This is a genomic window from Streptomyces sp. LaBMicrA B280, assembly GCF_049222185.1.
Taxonomy (GTDB): domain Bacteria; phylum Actinomycetota; class Actinomycetes; order Streptomycetales; family Streptomycetaceae; genus Streptomyces; species Streptomyces murinus.
Genome location: NZ_JBMJCT010000011.1, coordinates 320,828 through 340,109 on the forward strand (window position 1 = coordinate 320,828; position 19,282 = coordinate 340,109).

15 protein-coding genes are annotated in these 19,282 nt (G+C 73.9%); 8 read left to right on the forward strand and 7 right to left on the reverse strand.

Annotated features, from left to right (window positions below; genetic code table 11):
- Positions 1-18 precede the first annotated feature (18 nt).
- Positions 19-2,415: an HAD-IC family P-type ATPase gene (locus ACLF5H_RS11720; protein ID WP_421675996.1), complete on the forward strand. Its 2,397-nt coding sequence runs from the start codon at positions 19-21 to the stop codon at positions 2,413-2,415.
- 19 nt (positions 2,416-2,434) lie between these two features.
- On the opposite strand, the gene ACLF5H_RS11725 is transcribed toward ACLF5H_RS11720, so the two are convergent.
- The 4 genes from ACLF5H_RS11725 to ACLF5H_RS11740 form a co-directional block, all read right to left on the reverse strand.
- The gene (locus tag ACLF5H_RS11725) at positions 2,435-3,352 is read right to left on the reverse strand and encodes a hypothetical protein (RefSeq protein ID WP_421675997.1); all 918 of its coding nucleotides are present in this window, start codon (positions 3,350-3,352) and stop codon (positions 2,435-2,437) included.
- 136 nt (positions 3,353-3,488) lie between these two features.
- Complete coding sequence (locus tag ACLF5H_RS11730) at positions 3,489-6,674, reverse strand: sacsin N-terminal ATP-binding-like domain-containing protein (RefSeq protein ID WP_421675998.1); 3,186 nt, start codon at positions 6,672-6,674, stop codon at positions 3,489-3,491.
- Positions 6,675-6,764: 90 nt separating this feature from the next.
- Entirely contained in the window at positions 6,765-7,232 is a 468-nt protein-coding gene (locus tag ACLF5H_RS11735; protein WP_421675999.1) for a GNAT family N-acetyltransferase, read from the reverse strand.
- Positions 7,229-8,155 carry a DUF3027 domain-containing protein gene (locus ACLF5H_RS11740; protein ID WP_421676000.1) on the reverse strand — a complete coding sequence of 309 codons (927 nt, stop codon included), beginning with the start codon at positions 8,153-8,155 and terminating at the stop codon, positions 7,229-7,231. The genes ACLF5H_RS11735 and ACLF5H_RS11740 overlap by 4 nt, the downstream gene beginning before the upstream one ends.
- Before the next feature lie 288 nt (positions 8,156-8,443).
- On the opposite strand from ACLF5H_RS11740, the gene ACLF5H_RS11745 reads away from it, so the two are divergent.
- The 4 genes from ACLF5H_RS11745 to ACLF5H_RS11760 all read left to right on the forward strand — a co-directional run bounded on the left by ACLF5H_RS11745 (position 8,444) and on the right by ACLF5H_RS11760 (position 12,083).
- On the forward strand, positions 8,444-9,835 hold the full coding sequence (locus ACLF5H_RS11745; protein WP_421676001.1) for an MFS transporter: 1,392 nt from the start codon (positions 8,444-8,446) through the stop codon (positions 9,833-9,835).
- Positions 9,836-10,018: 183 nt separating this feature from the next.
- Positions 10,019-10,516, forward strand: coding sequence for a DUF2771 domain-containing protein (locus tag ACLF5H_RS11750; RefSeq protein ID WP_421676002.1), 498 nt, complete (start codon positions 10,019-10,021; stop codon positions 10,514-10,516).
- 11 nt (positions 10,517-10,527) lie between these two features.
- Entirely contained in the window at positions 10,528-11,238 is a 711-nt protein-coding gene (locus ACLF5H_RS11755; protein ID WP_421676003.1) for a futalosine hydrolase, read from the forward strand.
- Positions 11,235-12,083, forward strand: coding sequence for a 1,4-dihydroxy-6-naphthoate synthase (locus ACLF5H_RS11760; RefSeq protein WP_421676004.1), 849 nt, complete (start codon positions 11,235-11,237; stop codon positions 12,081-12,083). The genes ACLF5H_RS11755 and ACLF5H_RS11760 overlap by 4 nt, the downstream gene beginning before the upstream one ends.
- A gap of 22 nt (positions 12,084-12,105) precedes the next feature.
- Here the strand turns inward: ACLF5H_RS11760 and ACLF5H_RS11765 are convergent, their stop codons facing one another.
- Positions 12,106-12,489 (reverse strand): cold-shock protein, encoded by a 384-nt coding sequence (locus ACLF5H_RS11765; RefSeq protein WP_037653330.1) that lies wholly within the window; start codon positions 12,487-12,489, stop codon positions 12,106-12,108.
- Between the two features lie 162 nt (positions 12,490-12,651).
- On the opposite strand from ACLF5H_RS11765, the gene ACLF5H_RS11770 reads away from it, so the two are divergent.
- Positions 12,652-12,909 carry a hypothetical protein gene (locus tag ACLF5H_RS11770; protein WP_037653331.1) on the forward strand — a complete coding sequence of 86 codons (258 nt, stop codon included), beginning with the start codon at positions 12,652-12,654 and terminating at the stop codon, positions 12,907-12,909.
- Between the two features lie 46 nt (positions 12,910-12,955).
- Here ACLF5H_RS11770 and ACLF5H_RS11775 read toward each other — a convergent pair whose 3' ends face one another.
- On the reverse strand, positions 12,956-13,573 hold the full coding sequence (locus tag ACLF5H_RS11775) for an HAD family hydrolase (protein ID WP_421676005.1): 618 nt from the start codon (positions 13,571-13,573) through the stop codon (positions 12,956-12,958).
- A 99-nt stretch (positions 13,574-13,672) separates the two neighbouring features.
- Positions 13,673-14,806, reverse strand: a complete 1,134-nt coding sequence (locus ACLF5H_RS11780) for a hypothetical protein (RefSeq protein ID WP_421676006.1) — start codon at positions 14,804-14,806, stop codon at positions 13,673-13,675.
- A gap of 109 nt (positions 14,807-14,915) precedes the next feature.
- On the opposite strand from ACLF5H_RS11780, the gene ACLF5H_RS11785 reads away from it, so the two are divergent.
- Both ACLF5H_RS11785 and ACLF5H_RS11790 read left to right on the forward strand, forming a co-directional pair.
- Entirely contained in the window at positions 14,916-17,507 is a 2,592-nt protein-coding gene (locus ACLF5H_RS11785) for a helicase-associated domain-containing protein (protein WP_421676007.1), read from the forward strand.
- 105 nt (positions 17,508-17,612) lie between these two features.
- A complete protein-coding gene (locus tag ACLF5H_RS11790) occupies positions 17,613-19,280 on the forward strand; it encodes a DNA repair helicase XPB (RefSeq protein WP_421676008.1) in 1,668 nt (555 codons plus the stop codon).
- Positions 19,281-19,282: the final 2 nt, after the last annotated feature.

The window sequence follows — 19,282 nt, forward strand, 5'->3', positions numbered from 1 at the left end:
CCACGTACCGTCGGATACATGAGCCATACAGACGCCGGCGCCGAACTCGATCCGGTGCACCCCGTGGCCCTGCCCACGACCCGGGCGACGGGGCTGACCGGCGCGGAGGTCGCCGAGCGCCGGGCGCGTGGCCAGGTCAACGACGTACCCGTGCGCAGCAGCCGCTCGCTCGGGGAGATCGTCCGGGCGAACGTGTTCACCCGGTTCAACGCGATCATCGGCGTGCTCTGGGTGATCACCCTGTTCGTCGCGCCGATCCAGGACAGCCTGTTCGGGTTCGTGATCCTCGCCAACACCGGCATCGGCATCGTGCAGGAGTGGCGGGCCAAGCAGACCCTGGACTCGCTCGCGGTGATCGGGGAGGCCCGGCCGACCGTGCGCCGGGACGGCGCGGCCGTGGAGATCGGCACCGACGAGATCGTCCTGGACGATCTGATCGAGATCGGACCGGGCGACAAGGTCGTCGTGGACGGGGTGTGCGCGGAGGCCGACGGGCTGGAGATCGACGAGTCGCTGCTCACCGGTGAGGCCGACCCGGTGGTCAAGCGGCCAGGCGATCCGGTGATGTCCGGCAGCTTCGTGGTCGCGGGCGGCGGCGCCTTCGCGGCGACCAAGGTGGGCCGGGAGGCCTATGCCGTCAAGCTCGCCGAGGAGGCGTCGCGCTTCACGCTCGTCCACTCCGAGCTGCGCACCGGTATCTCCACGATCCTCAAGTACGTCACCTGGATGATGGTCCCGGCCGCGATCGGCCTGGTCGTCACCCAGCTCGTGGTCAAGAACGACGATCTCAAGGGCGCGGTCGCCCGCACCATCGGCGGCATCGTGCCGATGGTCCCGGAGGGCCTGGTGCTGCTCACCTCGGTGGCCTTCGCGATCGGGGTCATCCGGCTCGGCCGCAAGCAGTGCCTGGTGCAGGAGCTGCCCGCGATCGAGGGCCTCGCCCGGGTGGACACCGTCTGCCTGGACAAGACCGGCACGCTCACCGAGGGCGGCATGGACGTCACCGAGCTGCGCACGCTCAACGGCGCGCAGGAGCCGTACGTGCGCAAGGTGCTCGGCGCGCTCGGCGAGTCCGATCCCCGGCCCAACGCCTCGCTCCAGGCGATCATCGACGCCTACCCCGACAACGACGACTGGCGCTGCGTCGAGTCGCTCCCCTTCTCCTCGGCCCGCAAGTACAGCGGGGCCGCGTTCAGCGAGGGCGACGGGGAGACCAGCACCTGGCTGCTGGGCGCCCCCGACGTGCTGCTCGGCGCCGACGACCCGGCGCTCGCGGAGACCGAGCGGCTCAACGAGCAGGGGCTGCGGGTGCTGCTGCTGGCGCGGGCCCGCCGGGACCTGGACGACGCCGCGCCGGCCAAGGGCGCCCGGCCCACCGCCCTGGTCGTCCTCGAACAGCGGCTGCGCCCGGACGCGGCCGACACCCTGCGCTACTTCGCCGAGCAGCGGGTGGCGGCCAAGGTGATCTCCGGGGACAACGCGGTCTCGGTCGGCGCGGTCGCGGCCAAGCTGGGCCTCGACGGGACGGCGACGGACGCGCGGCGGCTGCCCGAGGACGAGGCGGAGATGGCCCGGGTGCTGGACGCGGGCACCGTCTTCGGGCGGGTCACCCCGCAGCAGAAGCGGGACATGGTGGGCGCGCTCCAGTCGCGCGGGCACACGGTGGCGATGACCGGCGACGGTGTGAACGACGTGCTCGCCCTCAAGGACGCCGACATCGGTGTGGCCATGGGCTCGGGCTCGGAGGCGACCCGGGCGGTGGCGCAGATCGTGCTGCTGGACAACAGCTTCGCGAGCCTGCCGTCGGTGGTCGGCGAGGGCCGCCGGGTGATCGGCAACATCACGCGGGTGGCGACGCTGTTCCTGGTGAAGACGGTCTACTCGGTGCTGCTCGCGGTGCTGGTGGTCTGCTGGCAGGTGGAGTACCCGTTCCTGCCCCGCCATCTGACCCTGCTGTCCACGCTCACCATCGGCGTCCCGGCCTTCTTCCTGGCGCTGGCGCCCAACAACGAGCGGGCCAGACCGCACTTCGTGCACCAGGTGATGCGGTACTCGATCCCGGGCGGCGTGGTGGCCGGGGTGGCGACCTTCGTGACGTACCTGATCGCCCGGCACCACTACACGGGGCCCGGGCAGCTGGCGGCGGAGACCAGCGCGGCCACGCTGACCCTGTTCCTGATCTCCATGTGGGTGCTGGCGATCGTCGCCCGCCCCTACACCTGGTGGCGGGTGATCCTGGTGGCCTCGATGGCCCTCGCGTTCCTGCTGGTGCTCGTCGTCCCCGCGCTCCAGGACTTCTTCGCGGTACGGCTGGTGGGGCTCGCCATGCCGTGGACGGCGGTGGCGGTCTCGGTGGTGGCGGCGGCCGCCCTCGAGTTCCTGTGGAAGTGGGTCGACCGCCGCTTCCCCGGCTAGCGGGGCTTGCTCCAGCTGCTTACTTCACGTCGACGTAGTCACCCGTGGCGGTGGTCGCCGGGGTGGTCGTGGTGCCCGCGAAGGCGTAGCGGAAGTAGCCGTCGACCGTGGCGGTGGTCGTGGTCTTCAGGGCGCCCGTGGAGTTCGTCTTGACGGTCTTCAGCGTGGTGTAGGTGCTGGAGCCGCTCTTGCGGAACTGGAGCTTGACCGGCTGGTCGGCGTAGCCGTGGTACTTGCCGTCCTCCCAGTCGGCGCGGGCCAGCTTGCCGGAGACCGTGACGGTCTTGCCCTTCTTCACCGGCTCCGGGGCGGCGTCGGTGTTCAGCGTCGCCCAGCGCTGGAGGTTGTAGGAGTTGGTCGGGTCCTTGACGGCCACGCCCACCTTGGTCATGTCGGCCGGCTTGGTGGGGTTCTGGCCGTTGAACGCGACGGCGTAGGCGGCGGCCTTCCAGGCGCCGGCGTCCTCGCTGAGCAGCTCGGTCGGGTCGATGGCCACGGTGGACTTACAGGAGGCCACCGTCTTGGAGGTGTCCGTGCAGGTCGAGACCGCGCTGTCGAAGTAGAAGATCGAGTCGTCGAAGGAGGTGCCGCGGTACAGCTCGACGGCCGCGACGAAGTCCTTGGCGTGGATGTTGACCTCGGTGCCGTGCGTCAGCGTGAAGGAGACGGGCACCTTGACGAGGTTGGTGGTGCCGGCGGCGATGTTCTTGCCGTTGTTCACCTTCACGGCGGAGAAGGTGGCGTTCAGCTGGTAGGGCGTGCCCGAGGCGGCGACGGCGAAGGTCGCGCGGCCCGGGTGCTGGGCGGCGTGGGCGACCTTGCTCGCGGAGTTCCCCGCGGGCACCCGCTCCTGCCCGGCGGCGTGCGCCGCGGGCAGGGCGAGGGCGGAGATGGCCAGGGCGCCGGAGACGGCGGCCACGGTGGCACGAATACGCATGTGCGGTTCCCCTGCGTACGAAGTAGACGGGAGTCGGACGACTCCGGAAGATCAGACCGCGCAGGCAGGGGAACGGTTGTACGGAACTTGTGGGTTTCGTGAGAGTCGTCCGGAGATCCGGGGCGGCGTCCGGAGGTCAGTCGAACCAGCGGTCCCGGGCCAGTTCGGCCGTCCGGGACGGGTCCTCCAGCAGGGCGGCGACCTCGAAGCGGCGCGGCCACTGCCGGGCCGCCCAGGCGAGTCCGGCGGCGACGCCCTCCAGGGTGGCCGCGTGCAGCACCCCGTCGTCGGTGAGCCGCCAGTCGATCTCCACGCCGTCCACGACCAGTTCGTCGTGCTCGACGTAGGTCTCCGGCGTGCGCGGGCCGAGGAGCACCCGCAGCGGCTCCGGTACGTCGTGCTCGGCGCCCTCGGAGTGCACCTCCCCGGTGACGGACTCGCTGAGCCGCCGTACCTGGAACAGCTCGGCCAACTCGGCGGCGCGGGACGGCCGTACGGGCAGCAGGGGCACGCCGGAGGTGAAGGGCAGCAGGTCAGGGGAGTCGACGACCACGGCGTCGGCGGCGTCCACCACCGTCACCCGCCCGTCGGTCACGGCCCTCAACTCGTCCGGCAGGGTGACCTGTTCCGGGTCGATGTCGGCCAACGCGCCGTACAGGCCGTGCAGTTGGGCGCCGGTGACCGGGCGGTCCGGGTCGGCGAGCCGGTCCAGGAGTTCGGCGGCGCCGCCGGGTTCGTCCAGCAGGGCGCCGACCGAGGTCCGTACGCCGAGGGCGCGCAGCACCTGTTCGTCGTCAAATCCGGTGGCGTCGGCCTCGTCGTACAGGCCGCGCAGCAGCGGGTCGCCGCCCGCCGCGAGCAGGCCCGCGGGGCGCCGGCCGTCCAGCACCGGGTGCCCGCGCAGCCACCAGGCGGTGTACGGCCGTACGACCTCATGGGTGCCGTCGGGCAGCAGGACGCGCACCGGCTGGGTGAGGGCGTCGCGCAGCGGCGGGCGGGCGAGCAGGGTGAGGGCCTCGGGCCAGTGGTCGTCGTCCACGAGGTCGAGGTCGCGGACGGCGACGAGTTCGGTGGCGACCGGGGGGACCGGGCTGTCCGGGAAGCGGTCGAGGATGTCCTCGCACCACACGTCCACGGCGTCCAGCAGTCCGGCGTCGTCCGGCTCGGCGAAGTCGCCCTCGCGGGGCTCCAGTTCGTCCGGGTCGAGGACGACATCGGTGGCGCGGACCAGCGCGAAGGTGGCGAGCACCCCGCAGGCGGTCAGCGGCTGTTCGCCCCACTTGTCCGCCAGCTCCTGCTCGACGGCGGCCAGTTCGTCCTCGCGGATCACCCGGGCGAAGGGGCTCCCGGGGAACACCAGCTCGCCCGCGGGGGCGAGTTCGCCGTCCTCGTCGGGCAGCGCGAGGGCGCCGAGCCAGGGTTCGTCACCGGGTTCCAGGCCCGCGTCCCGCACCAGGGCGAGGACGGTGTCGGCGAGTTCCTCCGCGTCGGGCGCGTCCTCCTCCCAGCCGAGGGCGCCCCCGTCGTCCAGGGAGGCGGCGACGGCGGCCCGCACCTGGGGGGTGGTGAGCACCGCGCGCGGGGTGGCGGGCAGCGCGCCCAGCTTCTCCAGCAGCGGATGGGCGGCGTCCTCATGGGCGACCTTCAGGCCGAGCCGGGCGAGCACGTCCGCGTCGATCCGGGCGCCGCCGGGGGTGGGCAGCAGCACCTGGCGCGGGCCGATGGTCGTGCGCCCGTCCGCCAGCGGCACCGGCAGCCCGGAGAGCCGCTCCACGTCCACGCCCGCGAGGCTGTCGTAGAGCCGCCACCACCAGTCGGGGTCCTTCTCCAGGCCCGCGAGCCGGTCCACGGCGTCGGCGAGCGGGAGCCGGGCGACACCGAGGGTGCGCAGCTCGGCGCGGCGCTCCAGACCGGCGGGCAGCAGGGTGGGCAGCACCTCGGCGAGCACCCGCACGGTCTCGGCACCGGCGCCCTCCACGATCTCCGCGTCCCGGGGCCGCAGCGCCTCGGGCAGCTCGTCCTCGCCGCCGTCGCCGGGCAGCGCGGGCGGCAGGAACGCGGTGCGCGGCAGCCGCTCCAGCAGGGCCTGGCGCAGCGCGCCGTCCAGCTCGCCCTTGCCCAGCGGCCCGGGTACGAGGTCGACGGCGGACTCGGTCACCGGGCGCCAGCCGGCGAGGAGTTCGGTGTACACGTCGGCCGCGCGCCGCACCAGGAAGTCGGTGAGCGGGCCGGGCGCGGTGTGCCGCCGGGTGGTGTCGAGCGGGAAGGAGGCGATGAGGAGGGCGGGCACGCCGAGGGGTTCGTCGCTCGGGGTGGGGGCGTGCACGACGGGGGACGTGCGGGGCCGCACCGGGCGCCCCTGCTCGTCGGTCGGCACGGCCCAGGTCACCGACCAGTGGGGCCGCAGCCGCTCCTCCACCGGCCGGTCGGCGAGCAGCTCCGGGTCCAGCGGTCCGTGCGCGGCGGCGGTACGCCAGCGGGTGGTGCCCTCCCGTGAGTCCTCGACGACGGTGACGGCGCCCTCGGCGCTGCGGCGCAGGGTGCGGGGCGCGTCGTCGCCGACCTCGATGACGACCTCCGCGAGTCCCGGGAGGGTCAGGAGGAGCGCGTCGTCCACGGCGTCCAGCAGGCGCTCGGCGAGGTCGGCGGCCGCCGCGTCGCGCAGCGGCAGGATGACGGCGGTGTCGTACGGGTCGGGGGCGGTGCCCTCGGCGGCGAAGGGCAGCCGGAGCAGCGGGACATGGCCCGCGCGGCGCCGGACCTCGTCGCCGAGTCCGGGGCTGTGCCGGGCGGTGTCGGCGGCCAGCTCGCGCGCCTCGGCGAGGGACCAGCGGACGCCGCCGTGCCGGCCGACCAGGGCGGGCTCGTCGGTGACCGAGAGGACGGCGGCGAAACCGACGCCGAAGCGGCCGACGGAGCCGTGCGTGGAGTCGGCGTCGCGCTTGGCGGAGGCGCGCAGCGTGGACAGCGACTCGACGCCGGTGGCGTCCAGGGGGGCGCCGGTGTTGGCCGCGATCAGCACGCCGTCGCGGAGGGTGAGGCGCAGCCGGCCCGGCACCCGGGCGCGGGCGGCGGCGTCGGCGGCGTTCTGCGCCAGCTCGATCACCAGGCGGTCCCGGTAGCCGCCCAGGACGAGGTCCTCCTCGGCGTTGGCGTCCTCGCGGAAGCGGGCGGGGCTGGTGGCCCAGGCGTCGATGACACCGCGACGCAGCCGGGCCGTCCCGAAGGGATCGGCGCCCTCGGCCGCCGGCCGCACGTACTTGCTGCTCACGTTCACACTCCTCGTCGACGTGAGGAAGAAGGTACAGCGCGGCGCTGACATCCCGGTTTCTCGCCCACCCGCCCGACTCGGCGGGCCGGCGGGCGGACGGGGAGGACCGGCCGGACACGGCACCCCGTCAGCGGGCAGCCCTCAGCGAAGGAGGCGGCGATAAACCTGCCGGGAGCCGCCCTCTGGTCCCGGGTCGGCCGGTTCGGCCGGAGTGAAGGAGAGGGACTCGTAGAAGGCGCGGGCGCCGCTCGACCGGGCGCCGGGGTGGTCCGGTCCGAAGGTGACGACCTCGATGGTGGCCGGGGGGCGGACGAAGCGATCGATCGCGTCGGCCAGCAGGGCGCGGCCCACGCCCCCGCCCCGGGCCCGCTCCGTGACGACCAGCCAGTGCACCTTGTGCACAGGGGGGTTGCCGCCGAAGAGGAGGGCGCCCAGGAGATCCCCGGACCCGGCCGGGGCCACCAGCGCCGCGCCGCTGCCGATGCTCCGCTCCACGGCCCCGGTGAAACCGGGGTCGTCCACCATCGGGCCGAACCAGTGCTCCACCTCGGCCGCCAGGGCGAGGAACCCGGGGAGATCCGCGTGCCGCGCGAGGCGGACCGGGGTCACGAGTGGCCCAGTTCCGCCGTCTCCTCGTCCGTCGTCTCCGGGACCGAGCCGGAGTCGCGGGCGGGGTGCAGCGGGAAGGGCTCCACCCGGGTCTCGTCGATGACCGGCGCGGCCGGCTGCGGAGGCTTGGGCATGACCGCCGCCTCGGAGTGGCCGCCGCAGCCGTAGGCGAGGGAGACCACCCGGCCGTCCGCCGGGGCGAACTCATTGGCGCACACACCGAACGCCTGGCCCAGCGAGCCACCGATGGGCGCGAGGAAGCCACAGGTCAGACAGGTGGCCGGGGCCGCCTGGGCCATCGGCGTCTGCGGACCGAACGCCTCCTCCCAGCGGTCGGCCGCGCTGTGCAGGCCGTACCGGGACAGAACCCGCGCCCTGCGCATGCCCAGTTCCTCGGCGACCGAGGCGATGGAGCCGCGGGTGGGCACCGTCGGCTGGACGGCCGGCGCGCCCGGGCGCACTTCCGCGTCCTCGGCCTCCGCGAGCTCCGCCATCTCCTCGGACACCGGGGAGTCGGCCGGCGGCTGGTCCTCGCCGGTGTAACCGGGCTCGAGACGCAGGTCGTCCTGGTCGGTGGGGAGCAGATCGCCGGGCCCGAGGTCACCCGGGCGCAGCCGCTCGCTCCACGGCACCCACTCCGGCGCGAGCAGCGCATCGGGCCCGGGGAGCAGCACCGCCTCGTCCAGGGTGACGAGCTTGGCGCGGGAGGCGCGGGCCACGGTCACGGCCCAGCGCCAGCCCCGGTAGCCCAGTTCCTTGCACTCGAAGAAGTGCGTGACAACACGGTCGCCCTCGGAGACGAGGCCGGAGTGCTCGCCGACCACACCGGGCGCGGCTGCCTCCTCGGCTGCGGCACGGGCGAGGTCGACCGCCTCGGCGCACAGGCGGTCGGGGGTGCGGCTTCGCGTTGTCGCTGCGCTCACAGGTATCGCTTCTCTCCTACGCCGTCTCGTCAAGGCGGCTGCCTTAGGCGGGTTGGCCGACGGAGCGGACCTCAGGACCGCATCGACGTCTGCATCATCCGCGCGCTCGGGCGCACCTCTGCCATCCATTCTGCGTTATGGCTGAGATACGCACGCTACACCGAACAGGATTCATTGCCGCTCGGCGGCATTCTCCCCCACTTCACCCGCTCCTCCCGCCCCCTCGGCGGGCACGGTTCGCCGCCATACGTGCCGTATCCGCACTATCCGGCGGCATCTCGGGGCACTATGAACCTCGTGGCAACCGCGGACAGGAGTGGGGTTCGGGGTGGCGGCGCGCGCCGGGTGGGCGGTGCCGCCCGGTCCGTCGGGCGTGCCCTGCACCTCCCCGTCACCGGTGCCGCGCGCGGCATCCGCCGGGCGACACACGCGCACGGCGCGGGCGAGTCGGGCCTCGGCAAGCTGATCGAACTGCACGCGGTGAACGGCGCCGGGGACGTCATGATCACCGTGGCCCTCGCCTCCACCGTCTTCTTCTCCGTGCCGACCGACGAGGCGCGCGGGCGGGTCGCGCTGTACCTGGCGATCACCATGGCGCCGTTCACCGTCCTCGCCCCGGTCATCGGCCCGCTGCTCGACCGGCTCCCGCACGGGCGCCGGGCCGCGATGGCGGCGGCCATGCTGGCGCGGGCGCTGCTCGCCCTGCTGATCTCGGGCGCGGTGGCGACCGGGAGCCTTGAGCTGTATCCCGCGGCGCTGGGCGTGCTGGTCGCGTCCAAGGCGTACGGCGTGGTGCGCAGCGCGGTCGTACCGCGGCTGCTGCCGCCGCTGTTCTCGCTGGTGAAGGCCAACTCCCGGGTCACCCTGGCCGGGCTGCTGGCCACCGGGGTGGCCGCGCCGATCGCGGCGGGGCTGCACCGGCTCGGCGATCCCTGGCCGCTCTACGGCGCCTTCGTGATCTTCGTGGCGGGCACCGCGCTGTCCTTCTCGCTGCCGCCCAAGGTGGACTCGGCGCGCGGCGAGGCGGTGGCGCTGCTCGCCGCCGACGAGACGCGGCTGCCGAGGACCAGGGTGAAGCGGCCCGGTCTGCGCACGGTCGGGCCCGCGGTGACCCACGCCCTCGGCGCCAACGCGGCCCTGCGCTGCCTGTCCGGCTTCCTGATCTTCTTCCTCGCCTTCCTGCTGCGCGAGCACCCGCTCGGCGGCCGGAGCGCGGTGGTCTCGCTGGGCCTGGTGGGCGTCGCGGCCGGCACCGGCAACGCGCTGGGTACGGCGGTGGGGGCGTGGCTCAGATCACGGGCGCCGGAGATCATCATCGTGACCGTCGTCGCGGCGGCGCTGGGCATGGCGCTCGTGGCCGCGGTGTTCTTCGGGACCGTCCTGGTGACCTGTCTGGCGGCGGTCGCCGGGTTCGCGCAGGCGCTGGCCAAGCTGGCGCTGGACGCGCTGATCCAGCGGGACGTGCCGGAGCTGGTGCGCAGCTCTGCCTTCGCCCGCTCCGAGACGCTGCTCCAGATGGCGTGGGTGTTCGGTGGCGCGGTCGGCATCGTGATGCCGCTCAACGGCACGGTGGGGCTGCTGGCGGGTGCCGCGTTCGTGGCGGTGGGCTGGCTGAGCACCCTGCGCGGTCTGATCGCCTCCGCGCGGTACGGCGGCCGGCCCCGGGCCCGGGTGGCGTGAGCGGGCGCGCCGACGTGACGGGGCGAAGTCGTAGAAGTCGTAAAGGGGCGATGTCGTAAAGGGGCAGGTGGCGTGACGAATCCGGACACGCTCCGGTTGTCGCGGGCACGACTGGCGTAACGAACCGGGCACGCCGCACCCCGCGTGGGCGGACGGCTCCGGGCGACCGATAATCTTTCGACCATGACCACGCTGCCCCGCGGCGAAGCCGCTGAAGTACACCGCGTCGCGCGGCGCCGCCGCGCCGTCGCCGCCGCCGGCGCCGTTGCCGCCGGACTGCTCGTCCTGTCCGCCTGCGACAAGCCGACGCCCACCGCGACGATCACCGTCGGCCGGGACACCGTGAGCTCCGAGGCGGTCTGCTACAACGACGGCGACGCGCTCGACGCCAAGGCCCTGACCGAGTGCGCCAAGAAGGCAGGCGACGCCAAGGCGATCTCGGTCGGCGAGGACTCGACGGTCCGGATCGGCGTCGACCCGAAGATCGCGGACGCCGGGTGGGCCGTGCTGGTCAACGGCCGTCCCTTCACCAGCCTGAGCAAGGAGACGTACCGCACCCTGCCGGGCAACGCGTTCTTCAACGAGCAGTACGGCACCGGCGGCAACTCCAACACGCTGGTGATCCAGATGGGCTCCAACCCGACCAAGGGCGTGTGGTCCTTCAAGCTGAAGAAGGCCTGATCACGACGTCTGTGCGGGTCCTCGTGGCCACCGCGGTCCCCGCCGAACGGGACGCGGTGGCACGGGCGTTCCCCGAGCCCGGGGAAGAGGTACGGCTGCCGGGCGCGCTGCTGTTCCGCACGGCTGGCGGTGCCGCCGTGGTCGATCTGCTCGCCGCCGGGGTCGGACCCGCGCGGGCCGCGGCCGCAACCGGTGCCGCGCTCACCGCGGCCGCGCTCACCGGCGCCCCCTACGACCTGGTCGTCTCGGCCGGGATCGGCGGCGGGTTCGCGCCCGGGGCGCCGCTCGGCTCGCTCGTCGTCGCCGACGCGATCACCGTCGCCGACCTGGGCGCCGAGACCGCCGACGGCTTTCTCCCGGTCACCGAACTGGGCTTCGGGACCGTCACCCACCGCCCGCCGGAATCACTCGTACGGGCCGTGGCCGAGGCCACCGGCGCCCGCACCGGCACGGTCCTGACCGTGTCCACCGTGACCGGCACCGCCGAGCGCGCCGCCGCGCTGCGCGCCCGGCACCCCCGCGCGCTCGCCGAGGGCATGGAGGGCTTCGGGGTCGCCGAGGCGGCCGACGCCCAGGGCGCGCCGGTGCTGGAGGTCCGCGCGATCTCCAACCCGGTCGGCCCGCGCGACCGCGCCGCCTGGCGCATCGGCGACGCCCTCGCCGCCCTCACCGCGGCCTTCGGGAAGTTCGCGCCCGCATTGGAGAGTTGGAAATCCGTATGACCAGTGAGCCCTTGCAGATCGCGTACTCGCCCTGCCCCAACGACACCTTCGTCTTCGACGCCCTCGCCCACGGCCGCGTCCCCGGCGCCCCCGCGCTGGACGTGACCTTCGCCGACATCGACCTCACCAACGGCATGGCCGAGCGCGGCGAGTTCGATGTGCTGAAGGTGTCGTACGCCGTCCTGCCGTACGTCCTCGACGAGTACGCGCTGCTGCCCTGCGGCGGCGCGCTCGGCCGGGGCTGCGGGCCGCTGGTGCTCACCCGGGAGGCCGGTGTCGACCTGACGGGCCGTACGGTCGCGGTGCCGAGCGAGAAGTCGACGGCGTATCTGCTGTTCCGGCTGTGGGCGGCCGACACGGTGCCCGGCGGGGTCGGCGAGATCGTGGTCATGCCGTTCCACGAGATCATGCCCGCCGTGCGGGACGGCGAGGTGGACGCGGGCCTGGTGATCCACGAGGCCCGTTTCACCTACCAGAACTACGGGCTGCACAAGCTCGCCGACATGGGCGAGCACTGGGAGCGGACGACCGGGCTGCCGATCCCGCTGGGCGCGATCCTGGCCAAGCGGTCGCTGGGCGCCGAGGCGCTGAAGGGGCTCGCGGAGTCCGTGCGCGCCTCTGTGCGGGCCGCGTGGGACGCGCCCGAGGTCTCCAGGCCGTACGTCATGGCGCACGCCCAGGAGATGGACCCGGCGGTGGCCGACCAGCACATCGGGCTGTACGTCAACGAGTTCACCGCCGACCTCGGCGAGGACGGCTACGCGGCGATCCGCGGGCTGCTCACCCGGGCCGCGGCCGAGGGACTGGTGCCGCCCCTCGGCCCGGACGCGCTCGCGTTCCCCTGAGGGGGGCCGGACGCCGAGCGGCTCAGACGTCCAGCTGGTCGGCGACCGCGCGGAGCAGCCCGGCGATCTTCTTGCCGGAGGCCTTCTCGGGGTAGCGGCCCTTCTCCAGCATCGGGGTGATGTTCTCCAGGAGGGTCGTCAGGTCCTGCACGATCGAGGCCAGCTCATCGGGCTTCTTGCGCTGGGCGGCGGCCACGGAGGGCGTCGGGTCGAGCACGACCACCGAGAGCGCCTGGTCGCCGCGCTGGCCGGCGACCACGCCGAACTCCACGCGCTGTCCCGGCTTGAGCACATCGACTCCGGCGGGGAGAACCGAGGAATGGACGAAGACGTCACCGCCGTCGTCGCGGGAGAGAAAGCCGAAGCCCTTCTCGCTGTTGAACCACTTGACCTTGCCGGTAGGCACGTCTGTCCTCGTCCTCGTACTCGTCGGGAAAACTGCTCGGAAACGGCTCTTGATAGCACTGCAGCGGGTCGCCGTGACCCGCTGTCATCAAGGCTAATGGTCTGGGACCCGGTGACAAGACGTCCCCCGGTCGTTCTCTCGCGCAGGAACTACCCTGGTCCGGTGCGTGACAAAACCCAAGCGAATTCCGCCGGGCCCGGCGACGGACTGATCCGTGCCGGCGCCATCGTGTTCTTCGTCGGAGCCCTGGCCACCCTGGTCACGATGGTCCCGTTGTTCCTCGGAACCAAACCGTTTCCGACCTACATGTACGGACTGTGCATGCTCATGGGCGTCGGCTTCCTCGTCGCCGGTGCGGGGGTGCTGCGGTCGATCGCGGCCGGCCGGCGGCAGGCGAGGAGTGCCGCGGCGTCCCGGTAGCGACCGGGTCCGCGGCCGGTCCAAAGGGCCGCCGGACCCGGCTCCGTCAGGGGCGGTAATCGGCCAGCCAGGCCGGGAAGGCGGCCAGGTCGTCCAGGACGACATCCGCCCCGGCCGCGCGCAGCTCGTCCGCGGGGCAGGGCCCGGTCGCCACCGCGACCGACAGCGCGCCCGCTGTGCGCGCCCCGCGCACATCGCCGGTGTGATCGCCGACGTACACGCCCGCGCCGTACTCGCGCAGCGCCCGCGCCTTCTGCTCGGCCCACAGGTCGCCCACGACCACGTCCGGCTCGATGCCCAGATGCGCCAGGTGCAGCTTCGCGTTCGGCTCGTACTTGGCGGTGACCACCATGGTCCGGCCGCCGGCCGCGCGCACCGCCGCCATGGCCTCGCGGGCGCCCGCCATGGCGGGGGTCGCGGCGATGGCTATGGACGGGTACATCTCCCGGTACAGATCGGCGATCTCGGGCAGCCGCTCGGCCGGGAACCAGTGCACCAGCTCGTCCGCGAGCGGCGGGCCGAGCCGGGTGACCGCCAGGTCGGCGTCGATGTACGTACCCGTACGCTCCGCCAGCGCCACGTAGCACGCGCGGATGCCCGGCCGGGAGTCGATGAGGGTCATGTCGAGGTCGAAGCCGACGGTGAGGGAGGCCATGGGGGACATGGTGCCAGGCGGGTACGACAGCGCACCGACCCCCATTCGGCCGTTGCGCCCCGGGCGCCAGCACCTGCGCCGCGCGCGTCAGCCTCCGTACCGCGCGCGTCAGCCCCTGCGCTGCGAGCGCCAGAGCACGTAGAGCGCCGAGGCGACGGCCGCGCCCCGCACCACCCAGGGCCAGGTCTGCGCGACGGCGTCGTTCATCTGCCCCTGGGCGATCGGGTCGCCCCAGCGGCCGTTCTGCCGTCCCCACAGCCACACCAGGCCCGCGGCGACCGCGGTGCCGGGCAGCACGAGCACCGCCCACTTGCTCTCGGACGGGCTCAGCCGCCGGGAGGCGTAGGCCATCGCCCAGCCCGCGAGCAGCGCGAACCAGTTGCCGAGCACCGCCCCGGCGACCAGCGCGGCGGCGGCCAGCAGCAGGAACGGGTTGGACCAGCCGCCCGCGGGACCGGGCAGCAGACGGCGGGTGGGGACGGCCGCCTCGGCGTCCGGGGCGAGGTCGGGGGCCTTGTCCGGGGCCGGGGCGGTGGCCTGCGCACGGCGCGGGAACAGCCCGAAGCGCCGGGCGGGGGCGGGGAGCGGGGCCTGTGCCGCCTTCTCCCTCTTCTCCCGTTCTTCCCGCTCCTCCCGCTCGCGCCGCTCCTTCTCGATCTCGTGCGCCGGGCGGCGGAGCAGGTCCGGGATCTCCACCCCGCCGACGAAGCCCGGCACCGGGTCGGTGTCCAGGAAGGGGCTGTTCCCGGCGCCGCCGAAGGGGCCGCCCGCGGTGCGCCACCAGTCGGGGTCGGGCGCCGGCGCGGCCTCCCACAGCTCGTGCGAGGCGGCGGGCGGCACGTCCCTGGGCACGGACGGCTCGGGCCGCGACTCGGTGGGACGCGGCCGCGGTACGACCCGGCGCAGACCCCGCGGCCGTTCGTCGGACGGCGAGGCGCGCTCCGGCTCCCGCTCCCGGGGCACGGGCTGCGCCGGTACGGCGGCGGACGGACGGCCCGCGCCGTCGGCGGACCCGGCGCCGCCCGCGGCCTCGACCACCTCGTCGGGAGTGCCCAGGCGGTCCAGGATGCGGCGGACCGCGGCGGGACTGTCCACCGTCGCCCTGGCCCGGTCGCGGTCGATCTCGTTGCGCAGCTCCGAGACCAGCCGCATGCGCGCGGACGACGGCAGCTGCCGCTGCGACGCGATGTCCCCGACGCGGCTCAGGTACTCGTAGACGACCTTGTCGCTCTCGATGCCCACGGAATCCCTCCGGGGTGACGCCGACTGAAACCCCGTGAGGACGGTAGCGCAGAGCGGGGGCCGCCCGGCACGGCTGAACCGCCCGGGGTAACCCGCTACCGTTGGCCGGATGAGCCAAGAGGCCAACCCAGCCCCTCGGTCCCTCGCGGAGGCGCTCCGTGCCAGGGACGACGCCTCCCTGGCCGCGCTGTTGCGCAGCCGCCCGGACCTCATCACGCCCGTCCCCACCGATCTGACCCAGCTGGCCACCCGGGCCGGCACCCGGGCCTCGGTGCTGCGGGCCCTGGAACGGCTGGACCGCTTCGCGCTGCAGACCGCCGAGGCGCTGGCCGTGGCCCCGGACCCGGCCTCCGGCACCGCCCTGCTCGGGCTGATGGCCGGGGACGCCGGTGACGACACGGTGGCCGCCGCGCTCCCCCGCGCCCTCGCCACCCTGCGCGAACAGGCCCTGGTGTGGGGCGACGACGAGCGGCTGCGTCTGGTGCGCACCGCCCGCGAGCTGCTCGCGCCCTCCCCGGGGCGCCCCTCGCCGACCGGGCTCGGACCCACCGTGCACGAGGCCGCCTCGGGCATGTCCCCGGGGCGGATCCAGGAGATCGTGACCACGGCCGGGCTGGCCTCGACCCATGACTCGGTGTCGGCGCTGACCGCGCTGACCGCGCTGTTCACCCACCGCAAGAAGATGGCCAAGCTGCTCTCCGGGGCGCCGGAGGGCTCCCTTGAGGTGCTGTCCCGGCTGGTGTGGGGGCCGCCGTACGGGCAGGTCACCCCGGAACCGGCCGCCCATCTGCGCTGGCTGCTGGACCGGGGCCTGCTGCTGCCGACGGCTCCCGGCACCGTCGTACTGCCCCGCGAGGTGGCCCTGCATCTGCGCGCGGGCCGCGCCCACCGGGAGCCCGAGCCGCTGCCGCCCGCGGTGGAGCCGGCCGCGACCCACCGTCCACAGGGTGTGGACGCGGCGGCGGCCGGCCAGGCGCACACCGCGCTCGCCACCGTCGAGGAGCTGCTGAAGGACTGGGACGAGGGCGGGCCCGCGGTGCTGCGGGCCGGCGGGCTCAGCGTGCGCGATCTCAAGCGGACCGCCGTCGCCCTGGACGCGCCCGAGCCGGTCGCCGCGTTCTGGGTCGAACTGGCCTATGCGGCGGGCCTGTTGGCTTCCGACGGCGAGGCCGACGAGCGGTACGCCGCCACCCCCTTCTACGACGAGTGGCAAGAGCGCCCCCCGGCCGAGCGCTGGGCGCTGCTCGCCGGGGCCTGGCTGACGGCGACCCGGGCACCGGGCCTGGTCGGCGGGCGGGACGCGAAGGACCGCACCCTCTCCGCGCTCGGCCCCGGCCTGGACCGCTCGGCCGCGCCCGAGGTACGGCACCGGGTCCTGACCCTGCTGGCCGGTCTCCCGGCGGGCGCCGCCCCCGCCCCGGAGTCGGTCCTGACCCGCCTCCACTGGGAACGCCCCCTGCGGGGCGCCGCGGGCACCCCCCGCCCCGCCCGGGACACCCCCGCCGAGGACCTCCGCACCCGCCTCGCCCGCTGGACCCTCGCGGAGGCGGAACTCCTGGGCGTGACGGGACGCGGCGCGCTGTCCACGCAGGGCAGGGCGCTGCTGGGGATGCCGGGGCCGGGGGCTTCGGGTGGCCCGGCCGGTGCCGGTGAGCCCGGTGGCCCCGGGGACAAGCTCCCCGTCCGTCACCACCGCGCATCCGCCCCGGCAACAGCCCCGGCCGCCCTCGCCCCCGCCCCTCTCTCCCCCGCCGAGCGGGCCGCCGCCACCGCCACCGCCGCCCGGCTCCTCGCCCCGCTGCTGCCCGAACCCCTCGATCACGTCCTCCTCCAGGCCGATCTGACGGCGGTCGCGCCGGGGCCGCTGGAGCGCCCGCTCGCGGAGACGCTCGGGGTGCTCGCGGACGTGGAGTCGAAGGGCGGCGCGACGGTGTACCGGTTCACTCCGGAGTCGGTGCGCCGGGCCCTGGACGCCGGGCGGACCGCCGCCGATCTGCACGACTTCCTCACCCGGCACTCGCGCACCCCGGTCCCGCAGCCGCTCGCCTATCTGATCGACGACGTGGCCCGTAAGCACGGCCATCTGCGGATCGGCGCCGCCTCGGCGTACGTCCGCTGCGACGACGACGCCCTGCTGACCGAGATCCTCGCCGACAAGCGCGCCGCCGCCCTGCGCCTGCGCCGCCTCGCCCCGACCGTGCTGGCCGCTCCGTCCGACCCGGCCGCCCTGCTGGAGGGCCTGCGCGCGATGGGCTTCGCGCCCGCCGCCGAGTCCGCCGAGGGCGATGTGCTGATCACCCGCGCGCACGCCCACCGCACCCCGCCCCGCACCGCGCCCGAACCGGTGCCCGACGGCCCGCCGCCGCCCGACGGCACCCTCCTGTCCGCCGCGATCCGCGCGATCCGGGCCGGTGACCTGGCCGCCACGGCCCCCCGCAAGCCCACCGGCACCGACCCCGCGGCCGGTGAGCTGCCCCGCACCTCGGCCGCCGAGACCCTGGCCACCGTGCAGGCGGCCGTGCTCACCGGTGACTCCCTGTGGATCGGCTACGTCAACGCCGAGGGCGCCGCCAGCCAGCGCGTCATCGCCCCGATCCGCGTGGAGGGCGGCTTCGTGACGGCCTACGACCACACGGCGGACGAGGTCCGCACCTACCCGCTGCACCGCGTCACCGGAGTCGCCGAACTCGCCGAGGAGTGAGCGGGCACGGTCACGGTCGCCCGCGACCCTCCGCGAGTGTCCCCGGATGGGGCACACTGGACGTTTGGTCCCGGTGAAGGCCGTAGTGGAAAGGGTGTGCCGCGCGTGAACGGTCCACTGATCGTCCAGTCCGACAAGACCCTCCTCCTGGAGGTCGACCACGAGCGGGCCGACGACTGCCGGCGGGCCATCGCGCCGTTCGCCGAGCTGGAGCGGGCGCCCGAGCACATCCACACCTACCGGGTGACGCCGCTCGGGCTGTGGAACGCGCGGGCCGCGGGGCACGACGCGGAGCAGGTCGTGGACGCGCTGGTGGAGTACAGCCGGTACCCGGTGCCGCACGCGCTGCTCGTGGACATCGCCGAGACGATGGACCGCTACGGCCGCCTCACCCTCTCCAAGCACCCCGCGCACGGACTGGTCCTGACGACCACCGACCGGCCGGTGCTGGAGGAGGTCCTGAAGTCCAAGCGGATCAGCCCGCTGGTCGGCGCGCGGATCGACCCGGACACCGTGGTGGTGCACCCCTCCGAGCGCGGGCAGATCAAGCAGACGCTGCTCAAGCTCGGCTGGCCGGCCGAGGACCTCGCCGGTTACGTGGACGGCGAGGCGCACCCCATCGACCTGCGCGAGGACGGCTGGACCCTGCGGCCGTACCAGAAGCAGGCCGTGGAGAACTTCTGGCACGGCGGCAGCGGTGTCGTCGTGCTGCCCTGTGGTGCGGGCAAGACGCTGGTGGGCGCCGCCTCCATGGCGGAGGCGAAGTCGACCACGCTGATCCTGGTGACCAACACCGTCTCCGCCCGGCAGTGGAAGCACGAGCTGGTGAAGCGGACCTCGCTGACCGAGGACGAGATCGGCGAGTACAGCGGGACCCGCAAGGAGATCCGCCCGGTCACCATCGCCACCTACCAGGTGCTGACGACCAAGCGGAAGGGCGTCTATCCGCACCTGGAGCTGTTCGACTCCCGGGACTGGGGACTGATCGTCTACGACGAGGTGCATCTGCTGCCGGCTCCCGTCTTCAAGTTCACCGCCGATCTCCAGGCACGGCGGCGGCTGGGGCTGACCGCCACGCTGGTGCGCGAGGACGGCCGTGAGTCGGATGTGTTCTCCCTGATCGGGCCCAAGCGGTTCGACGCGCCCTGGAAGGAGATCGAGGCGCAGGGCTATATCGCGCCCGCCGACTGCGTCGAGGTCCGGGTGAATCTGACGGAGTCCGAGCGGCTGGCGTACGCCACGGCCGAGACGGAGGAGAAGTACCGCTTCTGCGCCACCACGGACACCAAGCGGAAGGTCACGGAGGCGATCGTCCGCAGATTCGCCGGGCAGCAGATCCTGGTGATCGGTCAGTACATCGACCAACTCGACGAGCTGGGCGAGCACTTGAACGCCCCGGTGATCAAGGGCGAGACCTCCAACGCCCAGCGCGAGAAGCTCTTCGACGCCTTCCGTGAGGGCGAGATCAATGTGCTGGTGGTGTCCAAGGTCGCGAACTTCTCGATCGACCTGCCCGAGGCCACGGTCGCCATCCAGGTGTCCGGCACCTTCGGCTCCCGCCAGGAGGAGGCCCAGCGGCTCGGCCGGGTGCTGCGGCCCAAGGCCGACGGCCACCAGGCCCACTTCTACTCGGTCGTGGCCCGCGACACCATCGACCAGGACTTCGCCGCCCACCGCCAGCGCTTCCTGGCCGAGCAGGGCTACGCCTACCGGATCATGGACGCGGACGAGATCCTCACGGAGGCGGAGGGCCGGTCCGAGCCGGAGGGCTGACG

Coding starts and splice junctions, on each gene's coding strand:
- ACLF5H_RS11775 (WP_421676005.1), bottom strand. CDS start 13,573: ATGTCCCCCATGGCCTCCCTCACCGTCGGCTTCGACCTCGACATGACC.
- ACLF5H_RS11720 (WP_421675996.1), top strand. CDS start 19: ATGAGCCATACAGACGCCGGCGCCGAACTCGATCCGGTGCACCCCGTG.
- ACLF5H_RS11760 (WP_421676004.1), top strand. CDS start 11,235: ATGACCAGTGAGCCCTTGCAGATCGCGTACTCGCCCTGCCCCAACGAC.
- ACLF5H_RS11785 (WP_421676007.1), top strand. CDS start 14,916: ATGAGCCAAGAGGCCAACCCAGCCCCTCGGTCCCTCGCGGAGGCGCTC.
- ACLF5H_RS11750 (WP_421676002.1), top strand. CDS start 10,019: ATGACCACGCTGCCCCGCGGCGAAGCCGCTGAAGTACACCGCGTCGCG.
- ACLF5H_RS11730 (WP_421675998.1), bottom strand. CDS start 6,674: ATGTCAGCGCCGCGCTGTACCTTCTTCCTCACGTCGACGAGGAGTGTG.
- ACLF5H_RS11725 (WP_421675997.1), bottom strand. CDS start 3,352: ATGCGTATTCGTGCCACCGTGGCCGCCGTCTCCGGCGCCCTGGCCATC.
- ACLF5H_RS11745 (WP_421676001.1), top strand. CDS start 8,444: ATGAACCTCGTGGCAACCGCGGACAGGAGTGGGGTTCGGGGTGGCGGC.